Below are 14,668 nucleotides of genomic sequence, written 5' to 3' on the forward strand. Positions count from 1 at the left end.
CGGCTGGCGGAACGCCCATTCTAGTGACTGCCAGAGGGAGGTCAAACGCCAATGTGTCCGACCACCGATAAAACCGGGGTCACCACCCGATGACGCGACGCTCCCCGCTGCTGCTAATCAGCCTGTGTGCCCTGCTCGCGTTTAGCGCTTACAGCCGGGCAGAAGCGCTGGGCCAGGCGCGTGCCAACCACCTGAATGACCTGGCTCAGGCACGGGCTAATGCTCAAAATGGCGAAGAAGTTGTCATTCTGGGCGAAGGCGACAACGCCTTCCTGGGCTTAAGCCTGCAGCAACGCACCGCCACCCCACAGGGCGCGGTGCTGATTCTGCACGATCAGGGCCACAACCCGGACTGGCCAGTGCTGCTGCAACAGGCTCGGACCTATTTGCCGGATGTCGGTTGGAACACCCTGTCGATCGCCCTGCCTCTGGTTGGCGGCTATGCCACCGATGCCGAGACAACGCTCAACCGCATTGCGCTTGCCCTGCAACGCCTGAACCAGGACGGCCAGTTCAATCTGGTGATTCTGGGCTACGGTGAGGGCGCTTACTGGGCAGCCCGCTACCTCTCGGAACGGCTGCAGCCAGACCAGGAAATCGGCTATGGGCTGATGATGGTCAATGCCAACACCATCGAACCGGACCTGCCCGACCTGATCGGTAGCCTGAACATCGCCATTCTCGACTGGGTATCCGACGACGCCCCGGCGGCGTTGCATGCGGCCGATAACCGCCGCGCGGCCGCCCGACGCAACCAACTCGAACGCTTCACTCAGATCCGCGACCCCGGGCAAGCCTCGTTTTACAACCAGGCCACTCCAAATCGCACCACCCGACGGCTCTGGGGCTGGCTACGCACCCGAATGGCAGGGCGTGAGGGTGAAGTTCGGACGGTTGAGGAGTAAAGAACTTAGCTTTTGCCCCCGAAGGTGGAGTGAGGACTTGCATGTTCAGCGCTGCAAGCGATCCATGTTGACCAGATGCAACCACCGAGCCGAGTGTTGGCTGCCGGGTAGACCTATTCGGGGAAGTCTGAGGCATGGATGCCGAAGCCTAGGCCCCATGGATGGGTTCACGCCGACCCCGAATAGGTCTGCCCGGTGGCCAACACGGATTCATGGCACAAGATTATTTTGCCTCCAAAGGGGTCACTCCACCGCACATCTGGGCTATGCTTTTCTGCTGTGGCACTGCCATGCAGTTATCGGGACCTCAGGAGCGCAGTATGACGACCCCCGACTCTTCTCTTCGAAACCATTCAGAACACGCAGATAGGGCTTTGGCCGTCTGGAGTGTGGATTCCACCAGTGACTTGCTGGTCCGGCTGGCCCGGGAAACCACCGTTGCCGGGCTGATGCATCGCATTCTGAAAGAAGCCCGGTTGCTGACCGGGGCTGAAGGTGGCACTTTTTACCAGCTGGATGAAAGTTCGGATTCTCCTCAGTTAGTCTTTAAGGCCATTCATAATACGGTGCTTGGGCTGGAAAGCCGCGACCCGGATCAGCTGAGTCAGTGGCCGGCCATTCCGCTTTATCATCGCCCGTCGAATGGCTCCGGGAGCGGTCAGCCAAATCATCAGAATGTCGCTTCCTGGGTCGCCCTGACGCGTCAGGCGGTCAATATCGATGACGTTTACCAGACCGGGGATTTTGATTTCAGCGGTACCCGCCATTTTGATGCCGAACACCGTTATCGCTCCCGCTCCATGCTCACCCTGCCGCTGTTAAACCATGAAGACCGGGTGATTGGCGTGCTGCAGCTGATCAATGCACACACCGCGGAAGGCGAGTCTCGCCCCTTTACCGATGATGACCAGCGCACCGTTCAGGCCATGGCCAAGTTTGCGGCGCTGTCGCTCGATAACCAGTTACTGGTGCAAAGCCACAAAGACCTGCTCGATGCCTTTATTCAGGCGTTGGCGCGCATTATCGATGTTCGGTCTTCGCACACCTCGGCTCACTGTGAGCGCATTCCGGTGCTAACCGAAATGATGGCGCGCGCGGCCTGCGAGGAAAGCGACGGCTACTTTGCCGATTTCAATTTAAACGATGATGAATGGTATGAGCTGCACGTCGCCGCCTGGCTGCACGACTGTGGCAAACTGGCCACCTCGGAAACCATTCTGAACAAGGGTCGCAAGCTGCAAAGCCTGCTCGATGGTTTCGATGCTGTTGCCGCGCGCTTCGCCGCTGCCATGGCCCAGGCAGCGTCGCCGGCAGATGCCGGTGTCTTGCGTGAAGATCTGGATTTTCTCGAGCGGATCAATCGCGGCGGGGAATTTATGCCCGAGTCGGACAAAGACCGGGTTCGGGCCATTGCCAGCCAAACCTGGCGAGATGCCTGGGGCAACACCCAGCCGTTGCTGAACGAGGATGAAGTCACCAACCTCTGCATTACCCGGGGCACCCTGAACGACGACGAGCGCCAGGCGATCAACCGTCATATCGACATCACCATCGACATTCTCGAGCAACTGCCCTTTCCGCCCAAGCTACGCCGGGTACCGGAATACGCGGGTGGTCACCACGAACGAATGGACGGGCGCGGCTTTCCACGCGGCCTGACCCGCGAGCAAATGTCGATTCCGGCCCGGATGATGGGCGTGGCTGATGTGTTTGAAGCACTGACGGCGAAAGAGCGCCCCTACAAACCGCCGATGCCGCTGAGCCAGGCCTTTTCCATTCTGAAAAACATGCGCGACGACCAGCACATCGACCCGGATGTGTTTGAACTGTTTCTGCGCAGTGGCAAATGGAGAGACTATGCCGAGCGTTTTCTACTGCCCGATCAGTTCGATGTAGACGACGTAACACCGTACCTTGCCGACAGCAGCATTAAAACCACCAGGCCGGTGAGCAAGCCGTAGAACATCGGCGTCCAGGCCCCGGCCAGTAACAGACTGGCCAGCAAGGCGCCCACAGCAGCCGCCAGATCTCGCCAGAAGGTAAAACCATTCAGGCTGTGATGGCGGCTGCCATCCGACAGAGCCTCGTCGGCCAGCCGCTTGGGCACCAGAATCATAAAAAGCCCATGCCCGGCGATGGCAAAAACGCTGGCCCAGAGCACCTCGGTGAGGGCCATCAGTCCACCGGAGACCAGCATCAGGACCAGGGAAATACCCAGCCAAAGCCGCTCGGGTACCCAGGGGTTCACCCGGATTGAGACCACCCCCACCAACAGGTTGAACAGTCGCTTGGCCAGCAGTAACCAGGCGGTCATCGCCAGTGCGGCGGCCGTCGACCAGCCCGCAACCACCAGCAACGGCGCCAGAACCACGGTCCAGACGCCATCGAACAACAAGCAGAGCACAAACGTCAGGCGGTGCCAGGCATTGGGCCAGGGAAAGCGCGCCCGAGTGGGCGCCTGCGGGTCCGATTGCGCCCGGGGCAACGCCAGCGCGGGCCACAATGCCAACAGGCAGAGCGTGCTCGCCAGCACCAGCACCGCCTCAATCGCGATGTAGTGCACCAGCCAGGGGGTAACCAGCAACACCAACAAAGGCCCGACTTCTTGCAGGCTGGTGTACCACCCCAGGTTCGCCATGCGTCGCTCCGGATGGTGAGTGGCGTAATGCAGGCACCCCAACCGCATCAGCGCATAAGCCATGCCCCACAGCAAACGAGCGAGCAACAAAACCCAGGGGCTGGCGAGCATCAGAAACGCCAGGCTCGCCGTAGCGGCGAGGCCAACGGCCTGTACCATGGAGGCGCGCGGGCCAAAGCGTTCGAACCAGGGCAGCAGCCAGGGGTTGATCAGCAACCGGACAAAGCGATTGGCCGACAGCAGAATGCCAACCCAGATCAGCGTCAGCCCGAAGTCTTCGAAATACAGCGGCAGCAATAAATACAGAACAGAGTCGGACACCAGGGCCAGCGTCAGCACGACGCTGGCCAGCACGGTTGGCTGACTGTGTTGATGAATCAAACGCAGCAAGGTCGTTTTGCTACGGGAGGTTCAACACTGGCAGCATCCTCAACCCGCGCCTGGTAATCCGCCTTGTTCTCGGAATACCGGTGCGTCAGCAAGGCAGACTGGTTGCGCAGCAGCAGTGTCAGTCGGAACAGCTCTTCCATGACATCCACCACACGATCGCGATAGGGTGAATCCTTCATTTGGCCATCGGCATCGAATTCCTGAAAGGCTTTGGGCACCGACGACTGGTTGGGGATGGTGAACATCCGCATCCAGCGACCCAGTATGCGCAGCGCATTAACCACATTAAACGACTGCGACCCGCCATTAACCTGCATCACCGCCAGCGTCTTGCCCTGGGTTGGCCGAATCGCGCCGTCACTGAGCGGTATCCAGTCGATCTGGTTTTTAAACACCGACGACACCGCGCCATGAATTTCCGGCGAACACCAGACCATGCCCTCGCTCCATTGCGCCAGCTCACGCAGCTCAACAACCTTGGGGTGATCCACCGAGACCCGGTCGCATACCGGCAACCCTTCAGGGTCAAACACCTGCACATCAGACCCAAATTGCGCCAGCATGCGAGCGGCGTTCAGCGCCAGTTTTCGGCTGTTCGACTCCGCCCGCAACGAGCCATACAACACCAGAATGCGCGGTGCATGCGTATTGGGTTGCTGATAGCCCTGCTGCAACTGGCTCAGGGTGCCCTCCAGGCTGTGATCAGGTATCTGTGTCATAATGCCTCCATATTTCCAGATATATCGAACTATATAGCCAAAAAAACGCGCTCAACCGTTAGCAACGGCTCTCGGTACAACATTCTTCCATCAGGTAACCGATTAGGGTATTTAACCGGTCGTACTGGGCAAAACAACGCAATACCCGACCTTCCCGAACCTGCTTCACCAGACCAACCTGGACCAGACGGCTCAGGTGATGCGACAGGGTAGACCCCGGCACATCCAGTTGCTGCTGCAGCTCGGCCACCGGCGCGCCGCCATGGCCAGCACGCACCAGCAGACGATACAGCCCCAGGCGGGTCGGATGGCCCAGTTCCGCCAGTTGGGCGGCCGCTTGTTCTAGTGTGAGTGTTGTCATGGGGCTGATTATCCATCCGGAAAGCAGGTCGTCAAGATATTTCTAGTAATATCGAAATATGGTCGTATTTTTTAGGTTTTATGATCGGGAGTCGGCCTTGGTCGGGCCGGCTCAGGCTCACATTTCAGTCGTCAGGTCTTTCAGAAACTCGATGAACAACCGGGTCTTGGCGCTTAGCATGCGGCGGCTGGTGTAGACTGCGGAGGCTTTGGCCATCAGGTCCAGCTCCATGTTCTGGGCCACCTGCACCAGTTCGCCCCGGTCGATGGCGGTGCGGCAATACAGGGAGGGCAGCAGGCCAACGCCGGAGCCGGCGATGACCGTATCGCGCACCATGATCGGATCAGTGGTTTCGATCGAGGCCTGTATTTCCACCTTGTGCTTGTCGCCCTGGTAACGCACCGGCAGCGCCGTTTTGTTGTAGCGGCGTTCGCACACGTGCACCTGCTCGACCAGCGCATCCAGGCCGGGAAAGGTATGACCGGCCGCGTAGGTGTTCGGGCTGGCCACCCAGATCAGCGGAGTCTCGAACAGGGGGACGGCGATCAGCTCTGAATCCGGCAAGTCGCCGACCTGGACGGCCAGATCGATGTGCTCACCGATCAGGTCGACTGCCGTAGGGGTTACCTGAATGTTCAGCTGAATTTCCGGGTACTGCTTGTTGAAGCGGTGCAGATGGCCGGCCAACACATCTCGACTGAACGCCATGGGCAAGGAAATGGTGAGCTCACCGCTGGGGGTATGGCTCAGGCCATTCATGTGCGCGTCGGCAGCTTCAACCTGCTCCATAATCAGCTGACAGTGTTTGAAAAACACCTCGCCTTCGCTGGTCATCCGCATCTGGCGGGAGTTGCGTTCCAGCAGGCGCACCTGCAGGTCATCTTCCAAGCGCTGTACGAACCGGCTCACGCTCGACTTCGGCATTCGTAACGAACGTGCTGCGGCCGAAATACCTTCTTTTTCAACAACCGCAACGAAAACGGGCAAATCAGATATGTTCCACTTCATGAACGAAACGTCCTAATGTTATAGGTTGTCCCAAATTGTGCACTTAACTAGTCTGGTTGTCACCCCCAAAGCGTCGCTGAATAAAAACGGTGCCTTGTTGCCCAGCGAAAGTGACAACAGGAGGCAACCGGGACAACGACTATACTGGCAACGCCGTACCAGAATGAACCATTCAACATTGAGAGAGCGACCCATGAACCGCGAGTACCGAGACATTCCGGGCACCTACGTGATGGATGGCCAACATTGCCGCAAAGGCTACCATCTGAACATGTTCTGCATGTCACTGAACAAAGCCGAGAACCGCGACGAATTCCGTAAAGACGAAGCGGCGTATCTGGAAAAATTCAAGCTGTCCGACGAGCAGAAGAAAGCCGTCCTGGAACGGGACTGGCTGGGCATGCTGCGTCTGGGTGGCAACATTTATTACACCTTCAAACTGGCCATTTTCGATGGCCGGTCCATGCAGTTTGTCGGCGGTGCCATGTCCGACGTTACTGAAGAAGAGTTTCGTCAGATGATGATTGCCGGCGGTCGCCCGGTTGAAGGCAACCGCAGTAAAAAAGAACAGGAGCAGTCGAATGGCTAAAATTGTAACCGGGATTGGCAGCTCGCACGTGCCATCCGTTGGCGCCGTGATCGACAACAACAAAGAACAGGATCCGTACTGGAAGCCGTTGTTCGACGGTTACCAACCCGCCCGCGACTGGATACAGGACAACATGCCCGACGTGGCGATTGTGGTCTACAACGACCACGCTTCCGCCTTCGGTCTGAACCTGATCCCGACGTTTACGCTGGGCGTGGCCGATGAATTTCCGCCCGCCGATGAAGGCTATGGCCCGCGCAAGGTTCCCACCGCTGTGGGCGATCCGGACCTGGCCTGGCACCTGGCCGAATCGTTGATTCTCGATGAATTCGACATGACCATCGCCAACGAAATGTCCGTCGACCACGGCTGCACCGTGCCGCTGTCGATCATGTTCGACAAGCCCGAGCAATGGCCGTGCAAAATCATCCCGCTGTGCGTCAATGTGATTCAATATCCACCACCGACCGGCAAGCGCTGTTTCGACCTCGGCAAGGCAATACGCAAAGCGGTTGAAGCCTACGACAAAGACATCAAGGTAGCGATTTTCGGAACTGGCGGCATGTCGCACCAGCTGCAAGGCGAACGCGCCGGCCTGGTCAACGCCGAATTCGACCAGTCGTTCCTCGACCGCCTGACCACTGACCCGGTCGGCCTGACCAAAATCCAGCACGTCGAATACATGCGCGAAGCCGGCTCTGAAGGCATCGAACTGGTGATGTGGCTGATCATGCGCGGCGCCATGGGCGACGATGCATCGGAAACCTACAAGTTCTATCATGTACCGGCGTCCAACACCGGCGCGGGCCTGATCGTGCTGGAAGATGGCAGTCAGAAATAATTAGAATTATTGGTACAACTTACTGATTCAAGCTTCGGAGTTAGCACCATGCGAGCGGCGGGTGCCGGTGGTGCCTCTGCGGGGAAGTCCGCAACATGGATGTTGCGGTCTAGGCCCCATGGACGGGTTGAGTGGGCGGCATTCCGCCCGACCCCGCAGAGGCACCACCGGTAGCCGACGCGGACGACAGGCACCCAAGCCACCCTAACTCCGGAACTTGAGCGACACCGACTACAACACTGGAGACGGCCATGATCATCGATTGCCATGGACATTACACCACCGCACCGTCGGAGCTGGGCGATTACCGTGACCAGCAAAAAGCGGAGCTGAAAAACGATCCGATGTTTCAGACCACCAAGGGTATTCTGAACATCACCGACGATCAGATTCGCGACAGCATCAAGAACAACCAGCTTAAACTGCAGCAGGAACGTGGCACTGACCTGACCATCTTTTCGCCGCGCGCCAGCTGGATGGGTCACCATGTTGGTAACGAAAGCACCAGCGTCGCCTGGACCGAGCATTGCAACGATCTGATTCGCCGTGTCTGCGACCTGTTCCCGGAGAACTTTGCGCCGGTGGCTCAATTGCCCCAGAGCGCCAATGTTAAACCGGATGCTGTGGTGCGTGAGCTTGAACGGACTGTTAATGAGATGGGCTTCATCGGCTGTAACCTGAACCCGGACCCGTCCGGTGGCTACTGGAAAGACAAGCCGCTGCACGACAAATTCTGGTACCCGATTTACGAGAAGATGAGTGAGCTGAACATTCCGGCGATGATCCACGTATCGGGTTCGTGCCACGAATGCTTTCACACCACCAGTTCCTATTACCTCAGTGCCGACACCACCGCCTTTGTGCACCTGATGATGTCGGACCTGTTCAAGGATTTCCCGGATCTGAAGTTTATTATTCCGCACGGTGGTGGCGCTGTGCCTTACCACTGGGGTCGTTTCCGGGGCATTGCCCAGGACCAGGGGTTCGATCTGGAAGAGAAGGTATTGAACAACATCTACTTCGATACCTGCGTCTACCACCAGGAAGGCATCGACCTGTTGCTCGACGTGATTCCGACCAAAAACGTGCTGTTTGCATCGGAAATGATTGGCGCGGTACGCGGCATCGACCCGCGCACCGGTCACTACTTCGACGATACCAAGCGTTACATCGACGGCAATACCAAGTTGAACGCCGCTGAGAAGAAGATGGTATTTGAAGACAACGCGCGCGCTGTCTTCCCACGCCTTAAGGTCTGATCCGGTACCGGGCCAGCCGACTTCCTTGTGTTGTGCTTTCTGACCCGCCTCTGGCGGGTCTTTTTTTGCCCGTCGCTTGAACTTGTGCCGTCCATACCGGAGGATACGCCCTTCACTTCTCTGGATGGGCTTGCCCGTCAGGATCCGCAATGCCCCGCACAGTCATTCGTCTACTCGTCCTGGTCGTGCTGCTGATCGTTATGGCAATTCTGTGGCGCTACCTGGCCAGCACCGACCTGCTGACACCAGAACAGCTGGAGAACTGGCTAGGCCGGCTGGATGCAGTCCGGTCTTCGCCCTGGGTTGTTCCCGGCACAATGGTTGTCTATATCGTCGCTCTGTTGCTCGCCTTTCCGCTGACCTTGCTGGTGGTTCTGACTGGCCTGTTGTTCGGCCCCTGGTGGGGGCTGTTGTACGCCACACTGGGTACACTGAGTTCATCGGGGGTGACGTTCTGGGTAGGGCATCTGCTGGGGCGCGAGCCGCTGGAGCGTCATGGTGGCAAGCACCTGAAATCACTCTCCGGTTACATGAGCGTGCGCGGTATTCGCGCCATGATCCTGATCAACCTGCTGCCACTGGCGCCGTTCACCTTCACTAACCTGATGGCGGGTGCCTTCAACATGCCCTTTGCCCGTTATATGGTCGGTTCGGCCATCGGCATTATTCCCGGATTGGCGTTCGTGACGGTGCTGGGCGGCCAGGCTGGTCGTATCCTTCAGGCCGAAGACAACCAGGACTTGATGTGGGCCCTTGGCATCTCGGTGATCGTCGCTTTGCTGTTTGGCACCGTAATGGTGCTGGTACGACGCTACCGCAATCGGTCCTAGGGAGCCTCGGTCAGAGGTTCCCTAGCTGAGCTCCTTAGCACGGCGGGCCAACAGTTCACTGTAAAACCGGTTGATGTGTTCTGCGAAGGCATCGGTATCGTAGTGGCTGGCGAAGTCCACCGCCCGTTCTGCGAACTCGGCGCGGACGTCATCGTGTTCGATCAGGTACTGCACGCGCTCGACCCACAGGTCCACCCGGTCAAACGTTTTAAAGCCGGTTTGGCCATCCTGTATCACATCATCGGTGCCGCTGGAGCGAACCGCCACCACAGGCAGACCGGCGGCCATTGCTTCCAGTATCACCATGCCCTGGGTTTCTGATTTCGACGCGAACACAAAAACATCGGCCAGTTGATAATAGTCGGGAATGGTATCCGGGCTGACGGCTCCCACCAGCGTCACCGATGCCTGCAGACCCAGCGCCTCAATTTTTTCTTCCAGCACCGGGCGTTCGTCGCCCTCGCCCACCAGCAGCAAGCGCACGTTTTTATCCGTTTTCTGTTGCAGCTGTTGCATGGCATCGATCAAAAAGGCCACGTTCTTTTCCTTGCCCAGCCGCGACACACTGACCAGCACACGGTCGGTCTTTTCAATCTGAAAATGCGCCTTGAGCTCGGCGATCCGGTTGTCATTGCGCTGGTTAAACCGTTCGAAATCAATACCGGTCGGTTGCACACACACTGGCGATTTCACGCCAATCAGGCGCAGGTATTCCTCCGTTGACACCGTCGGCACAATCACCCCATCGCAGCGATTGCAAAACCGCCGAATCAGTTCATGCGAAATAACGTTCCGGAAAATACGCCCCGGCAACGGCACATAATGCGCGTACATTTCAAGACGGGTATGGTAGGTGTATACAGAAACCACCCTGTTTCGCCGGGCCAGCCACAAACCAATGGACCCGAGCCAGAACGGATGATGCAAATGCACGATGTCTGGTTTGTATTCCCGAAACAGCCTGAAAATACTGCGTTGAAAGACATTGGCGAGCCGGAACTCGCGCTTGCTGCCAAAGGCGGCGAGCGTTCTGACACGCAGTGTGTCTTCCCTTGGCTCGCCCTCCTGGTCGTACCGGGGCGCGACCACTTTTACCTCATGCCCATGCGCTTTCAAACCGCGCAATAACCGCTCGATAGAAATGGTCACGCCGGAAATAAACGGGAAGAAATTGTTGGTGAAAAACAGGACCCGCTTCGGCTGATCACGCCAGGGCGTGTCGTCAATGGCGTACTGGGAATAGAAATCCCGGTCTTCAAACAGGGTTTCACGTAGTTTGAGGCCGATCAGCACCAACAAGCTGAGAATGATCAGAAAACGCCCGAAACTGACGTAAAAGAAGGTATAGACCGAAGACCAGAGACTCTCGATGGTGCGATACCAGGAGGTTTCAAAAATATCGAGGTGCCGCACTTCAGCGAACACCTCATCGGCTTCTACCCGGACTCTCAGATAGTGATGGAAGCTGTTTTCGTCGTCGATGATCAGACCGCCGCCACCGCCCGTGGTAACGTAGCGTACGCCTTCAATAGTCTGATCGTAGTAAACCGATATCTGCGATGAAAATACGATGTCCACCTGGTGGGTTTCAAACAGGGCTCTCATCTCGGCCCCCACCCGGTCGTTCTCGAAATAGCTGTCTTTCTGAAAAATCGGCGTGTTGTGCGCCGGCGGATGAACCGGCGAGCCGATAAACACAAAATGGTGCTCCGCTTCAGACGTCGACAACTCATGCTCAAGCCAGTCCAGTTGCCAGTTGTAAGCCGTGTTGTCGGTGCTGTCGAGAAAGATGAACTTGGCATTGGCGGCAGCGAAGGAATAGAAATGCGGGCCATACTGTTCATAGAACCGCAACCGACCCAGTTCATCGTCTTCATTTTTGCCGTAAGTGAGCAACCAGGGCTGGTTCAGATAGGAGAATATGGTGTAAACCGAGCGGTAATTCTCGGCGGCTCCCCCGCTGACCGCGTTACCGGCAGACACGGTGAATTCCGATTCACTGGCATTGATGACCGGTATGATCTGGTCCTGAAAAATACTGACCGAGTTATTGACGTTGCCGACGACCGAAAACTCAAAACGCTCGCGACCGTCGAGCCGGTCCTGAATACGCTCGATCTGGCCAGCATGCATCGAACTGACTTTCGGCTCGGAGAAGTTCAGATACAGCTGGTACGCCAACAACGCGGCGATTACACCGATATTGATGTAATACAAAGTACGTTTGGTCGATTTGCGCACGTCTGGCACCTTTTCCCTGTCTGAACAGTGGCCAGTATGGAGGCTGAGTCAGATGCCGTCTACGTTAGCCATTGGTCATCTTCTGTGTGAGTGAGTTGAAAAGAGGGTGCCAGACTGGCCTGCGGGCTGGTACATTGGAGCACTGCTCAGCCAATACCCTGGGTTTCGGCCCCCGCTGACAACCCGGCAGGCACCAACCACAATAACAACCTTCCCCAACAGGCGACCAGGCAGGTGAGATGTTGAGTACTTGGACCTTTATGAAGCGCTTTGCGCGGTCACCGGCGGCCATTGGCAGCATTGTGCCCAGCAGTCGGTTCCTGGTGACCAGGATGCTGGAAAGCGTAGACTGGCAAGCAACCGACCAAATTGTCGAGCTCGGCGCTGGTACCGGCGTCATCACCGCCGCCATCGATGCCCAGCGCAAACCTGGCTCAACGTTCATCAGTTTTGAGCGCGACGACGACATGCGCCATGAGCTGAACGCGCGCTTTCCGGACGTACACACCCATCACGATGCCTTTCTGCTGCCCGATGTTCTGGCCAAACACGATCTGAACGGCGTCGATTGCGTGATATCCGGCCTGCCGTTTGCCAATTTCGACAATCAGCAACGCCATGCCCTGTTTTCCGACATTCACGCCGCCCTGCGCCCGGGGGGAGTGTTTATCGCCTTTCAGTACACCCGGTTGTTGCAACCCTACTTTCTGTCGGTCTACGGTCGCTATGAATGCAAGCGCGTGCTGATCAACATACCCCCTGCGCTGGTCTATTTTTGCACCAAGCAGTAGCCTGGTGCCAGCAATCCGCAACCGCCCATCCTGAAACATGCCTCCTGAAACATGCCTACTGAACCAAGCCTCTGATTCAGGGTATGCTCCGCCCGGCTTTGTTGGCCGATGAATGGCTGCAACAGAGCGTACTAACCATGAAACGCCTTAAAAACGTACACTGCTCACCAAACTGAACAGCGGAGAGCCCCATGAAAAACCTGAAAGACACCCGTCGCATCGGCCTTGGCTGCATGAACCTGTCGCACGCCTACGGTCCCCGGCCCTCTGAAGCAGACGCCATAACTTTCCTGAACGAAGCACTGGATCTGGGCTACGACCACCTCGATTCGGCCGCTCTCTATGGCTTTGGCAGCAATGAGTCACTGCTCGGCAAGGCTGTGATGCACCGTCGCGATGAGTTTTACCTGGCCAGCAAGTGCGGCATGTTCAAGGACGAAACCGGTCAGCGTTCGATCGATGGTCACCCCGATGTGATCAAACAAACCTGTGAAGATGCCCTGCGCCGCCTGAACACCGAGGTGATCGACCTCTATTACCTGCACCGCTGGGACAAACGCATTCCCATTGAAGAGAGCGTCGGCGCCATGGCCGACCTGGTGCAACAGGGTAAGGTGCGGCATCTGGGCCTGTCGGAAGTCTCCGCTGATACGCTGGGCAAGGCGCACCGCGAACACCCAATCACCGCCCTGCAGACGGAATACTCTCTGTGGAGCCGCAACCCGGAAATCGCCGTGCTGCGCGCCTGCGAAGAGCTCGATGTTACCTTTGTCGCCTTCAGCCCACTTGCCCGGGGTTATCTGAGTGGCGAGCTGACCGACCCCAACCAGCTGCCGGAAAATGACATTCGCCGGAAAATGCCGCGGTTTTCAGAGGAACACTACCCGAAAAACCTAACCCTGCTGGACCCGGTCAAGGCGATCGCCGCAGTCCTTGGCATCACTCCGGCACAGCTGACCCTGGCATGGGTGCTGAACCAGACCCCAACCATGGTCGCCATTCCCGGCACCACCCAGCTCAACCACGCCCGGGACAATCTGGCAGCCGCCGACATTGAATTGAGCGACGACGTTCTGGACGAACTCGACCGGGCCATCAACCTTGATACCGTCAGCGGCCCGCGCTACGGCAAGGCGACACTGGCCGAGATCGACACCGAGTTGTTCGATAGCGAAAAGGATTAACTCTCCATCTGGGCTGCCACCCTGCGTATATGGCCCGCCAGGATCGCACTGGTGGGCGTTAACGGGCTTTCCCGTCGCTGAACCAGATACAACGACTGGGTAGGCAGCGGGTCGCTGATGGGGAGTTCCGTCAGCACTGGGGCGTAAAGTGGCTGACGGCTGAACTTGGCCGGCAGCAGCGTCACCGCATCGGAATCCAGGAGGAACGCCAGAGTACTGGTCAGAGAGTAGGACTCCATCTGCGGTGGCGGCGCGCTCAGGCCAAAGTGCCGGAACAGGTCGATCACCAGCGGGCTGACGTGAGACCCGGCGCCCACGTGCAACCAGGGGGCGGAGATCAGTTCCGTCAGCTGGCGGCAGTGACGGAACCGACCTTCGCGCCGGGTAATAACCGCCATTTCCATACTCTGCAAAACGTCCACCTGGAACTCGCTTTCCGGCAAAGATTGCCATAAAGGCGATACGGCAAAATCCAGACTGCCACTGCGCAGTCGCTCCACCGCCTGCTCCTGCATACCCTCAAAAATATCGAGCCTCACACCCGGGCAATCCCGCTGGAACAACCGGACCGCACGAGCCACCCAGTCTACGGAGGAAGCGGGTGCCAGCATAATACGGACCACCCCTTCGCGCTCGCCACGCATCTGCGCCACTTCATCAACGGCTCTTTGGGTCTCATTGACAATGGTTCGGGCACGGCGGGCAAACGCTTCCCCATAGTCGGTAAGCACGACGCCCTGAGCACTGCGCTGCAACAGTGCCACACCCAATTCCTCTTCCAACTGCCGTAATTTGCGCGAGACACCCGGCTGCGACAGATTCAACTGACGGGCCGCAGCTCGAATACTGCCGTGCGTTAGCGTAGCCAGGAAGGTTTCTATCAGATCCAGCTTCATCGATACCTATCAGGTT

At 57.8% G+C, this 14,668-nt stretch carries 14 protein-coding genes; 8 read left to right on the top strand and 6 right to left on the bottom strand.

The genetic code is table 11. The features are described 5' to 3' along the window. Positions 1–89: 89 nt before the first annotated feature. On the top strand, positions 90–905 hold the full coding sequence (locus ACHUE7_RS17895) for a DUF3530 family protein (protein ID WP_394171247.1): 816 nt from the start codon (positions 90–92) through the stop codon (positions 903–905). 320 nt (positions 906–1,225) lie between these two features. Next, complete coding sequence (locus tag ACHUE7_RS17900) at positions 1,226–2,866, top strand: HD domain-containing phosphohydrolase (RefSeq protein ID WP_394171248.1); 1,641 nt, start codon at positions 1,226–1,228, stop codon at positions 2,864–2,866. Here the strand turns inward: ACHUE7_RS17900 and ACHUE7_RS17905 are convergent. From ACHUE7_RS17905 to ACHUE7_RS17920, 4 genes are all read right to left on the bottom strand, one after another. Next, entirely contained in the window at positions 2,788–3,933 is a 1,146-nt protein-coding gene (locus tag ACHUE7_RS17905; RefSeq protein ID WP_394171249.1) for an MFS transporter, read from the bottom strand. The two genes, ACHUE7_RS17900 and ACHUE7_RS17905, sit on opposite strands and share 79 nt — an antisense overlap. Then, entirely contained in the window at positions 3,921–4,652 is a 732-nt protein-coding gene (arsH, locus tag ACHUE7_RS17910; RefSeq protein ID WP_394171250.1) for an arsenical resistance protein ArsH, read from the bottom strand. Before arsH ends, ACHUE7_RS17905 begins: the two co-directional genes overlap by 13 nt. Positions 4,653–4,710: 58 nt before the next feature. After that, positions 4,711–5,013, bottom strand: a complete 303-nt coding sequence (locus ACHUE7_RS17915) for an ArsR/SmtB family transcription factor (RefSeq protein WP_394171251.1) — start codon at positions 5,011–5,013, stop codon at positions 4,711–4,713. Between the two features lie 117 nt (positions 5,014–5,130). Further along, positions 5,131–6,021, bottom strand: a complete 891-nt coding sequence (locus tag ACHUE7_RS17920) for a LysR family transcriptional regulator (RefSeq protein WP_394171252.1) — start codon at positions 6,019–6,021, stop codon at positions 5,131–5,133. Between the two features lie 193 nt (positions 6,022–6,214). Here ACHUE7_RS17920 and ligA point away from each other — a divergent pair, with 193 nt between their 5' ends. From ligA to ACHUE7_RS17940, 4 genes are all read left to right on the top strand, one after another. Continuing rightward, on the top strand, positions 6,215–6,610 hold the full coding sequence (gene ligA / locus ACHUE7_RS17925) for a protocatechuate 4,5-dioxygenase subunit alpha (RefSeq protein ID WP_394171253.1): 396 nt from the start codon (positions 6,215–6,217) through the stop codon (positions 6,608–6,610). After that, the gene (locus ACHUE7_RS17930; protein WP_348476195.1) at positions 6,603–7,451 is read left to right on the top strand and encodes a class III extradiol dioxygenase subunit beta; all 849 of its coding nucleotides are present in this window, start codon (positions 6,603–6,605) and stop codon (positions 7,449–7,451) included. Before ligA ends, ACHUE7_RS17930 begins: the two co-directional genes overlap by 8 nt. Before the next feature lie 251 nt (positions 7,452–7,702). Beyond that, positions 7,703–8,710, top strand: coding sequence for an amidohydrolase family protein (locus ACHUE7_RS17935; RefSeq protein WP_394171254.1), 1,008 nt, complete (start codon positions 7,703–7,705; stop codon positions 8,708–8,710). Positions 8,711–8,859: 149 nt separating this feature from the next. Beyond that, positions 8,860–9,540, top strand: a complete 681-nt coding sequence (locus ACHUE7_RS17940) for a TVP38/TMEM64 family protein (protein ID WP_394171255.1) — start codon at positions 8,860–8,862, stop codon at positions 9,538–9,540. Between the two features lie 21 nt (positions 9,541–9,561). Here the strand turns inward: ACHUE7_RS17940 and ACHUE7_RS17945 are convergent, their stop codons facing one another. Then, entirely contained in the window at positions 9,562–11,781 is a 2,220-nt protein-coding gene (locus ACHUE7_RS17945; protein ID WP_394171256.1) for a glycosyltransferase, read from the bottom strand. A 239-nt stretch (positions 11,782–12,020) separates the two neighbouring features. Between ACHUE7_RS17945 and ACHUE7_RS17950 the strand changes: the two genes are divergently transcribed. Together ACHUE7_RS17950 and ACHUE7_RS17955 are read left to right on the top strand one after the other, a co-directional pair. Further along, entirely contained in the window at positions 12,021–12,572 is a 552-nt protein-coding gene (locus tag ACHUE7_RS17950; protein ID WP_394171257.1) for a class I SAM-dependent methyltransferase, read from the top strand. A gap of 191 nt (positions 12,573–12,763) precedes the next feature. Then, positions 12,764–13,756 carry an aldo/keto reductase gene (locus tag ACHUE7_RS17955; protein WP_394171258.1) on the top strand — a complete coding sequence of 331 codons (993 nt, stop codon included), beginning with the start codon at positions 12,764–12,766 and terminating at the stop codon, positions 13,754–13,756. On the opposite strand, the gene ACHUE7_RS17960 is transcribed toward ACHUE7_RS17955, so the two are convergent. Beyond that, complete coding sequence (locus tag ACHUE7_RS17960; protein WP_394171259.1) at positions 13,753–14,652, bottom strand: LysR substrate-binding domain-containing protein; 900 nt, start codon at positions 14,650–14,652, stop codon at positions 13,753–13,755. The two genes, ACHUE7_RS17955 and ACHUE7_RS17960, sit on opposite strands and share 4 nt — an antisense overlap. Between the last annotated feature and the right edge of the window lie 16 nt (positions 14,653–14,668).

The organism is Saccharospirillum alexandrii, assembly GCF_043641555.1.
In the GTDB taxonomy this organism is placed as follows: Bacteria; Pseudomonadota; Gammaproteobacteria; order Pseudomonadales; family Natronospirillaceae; genus Saccharospirillum; species Saccharospirillum alexandrii_A.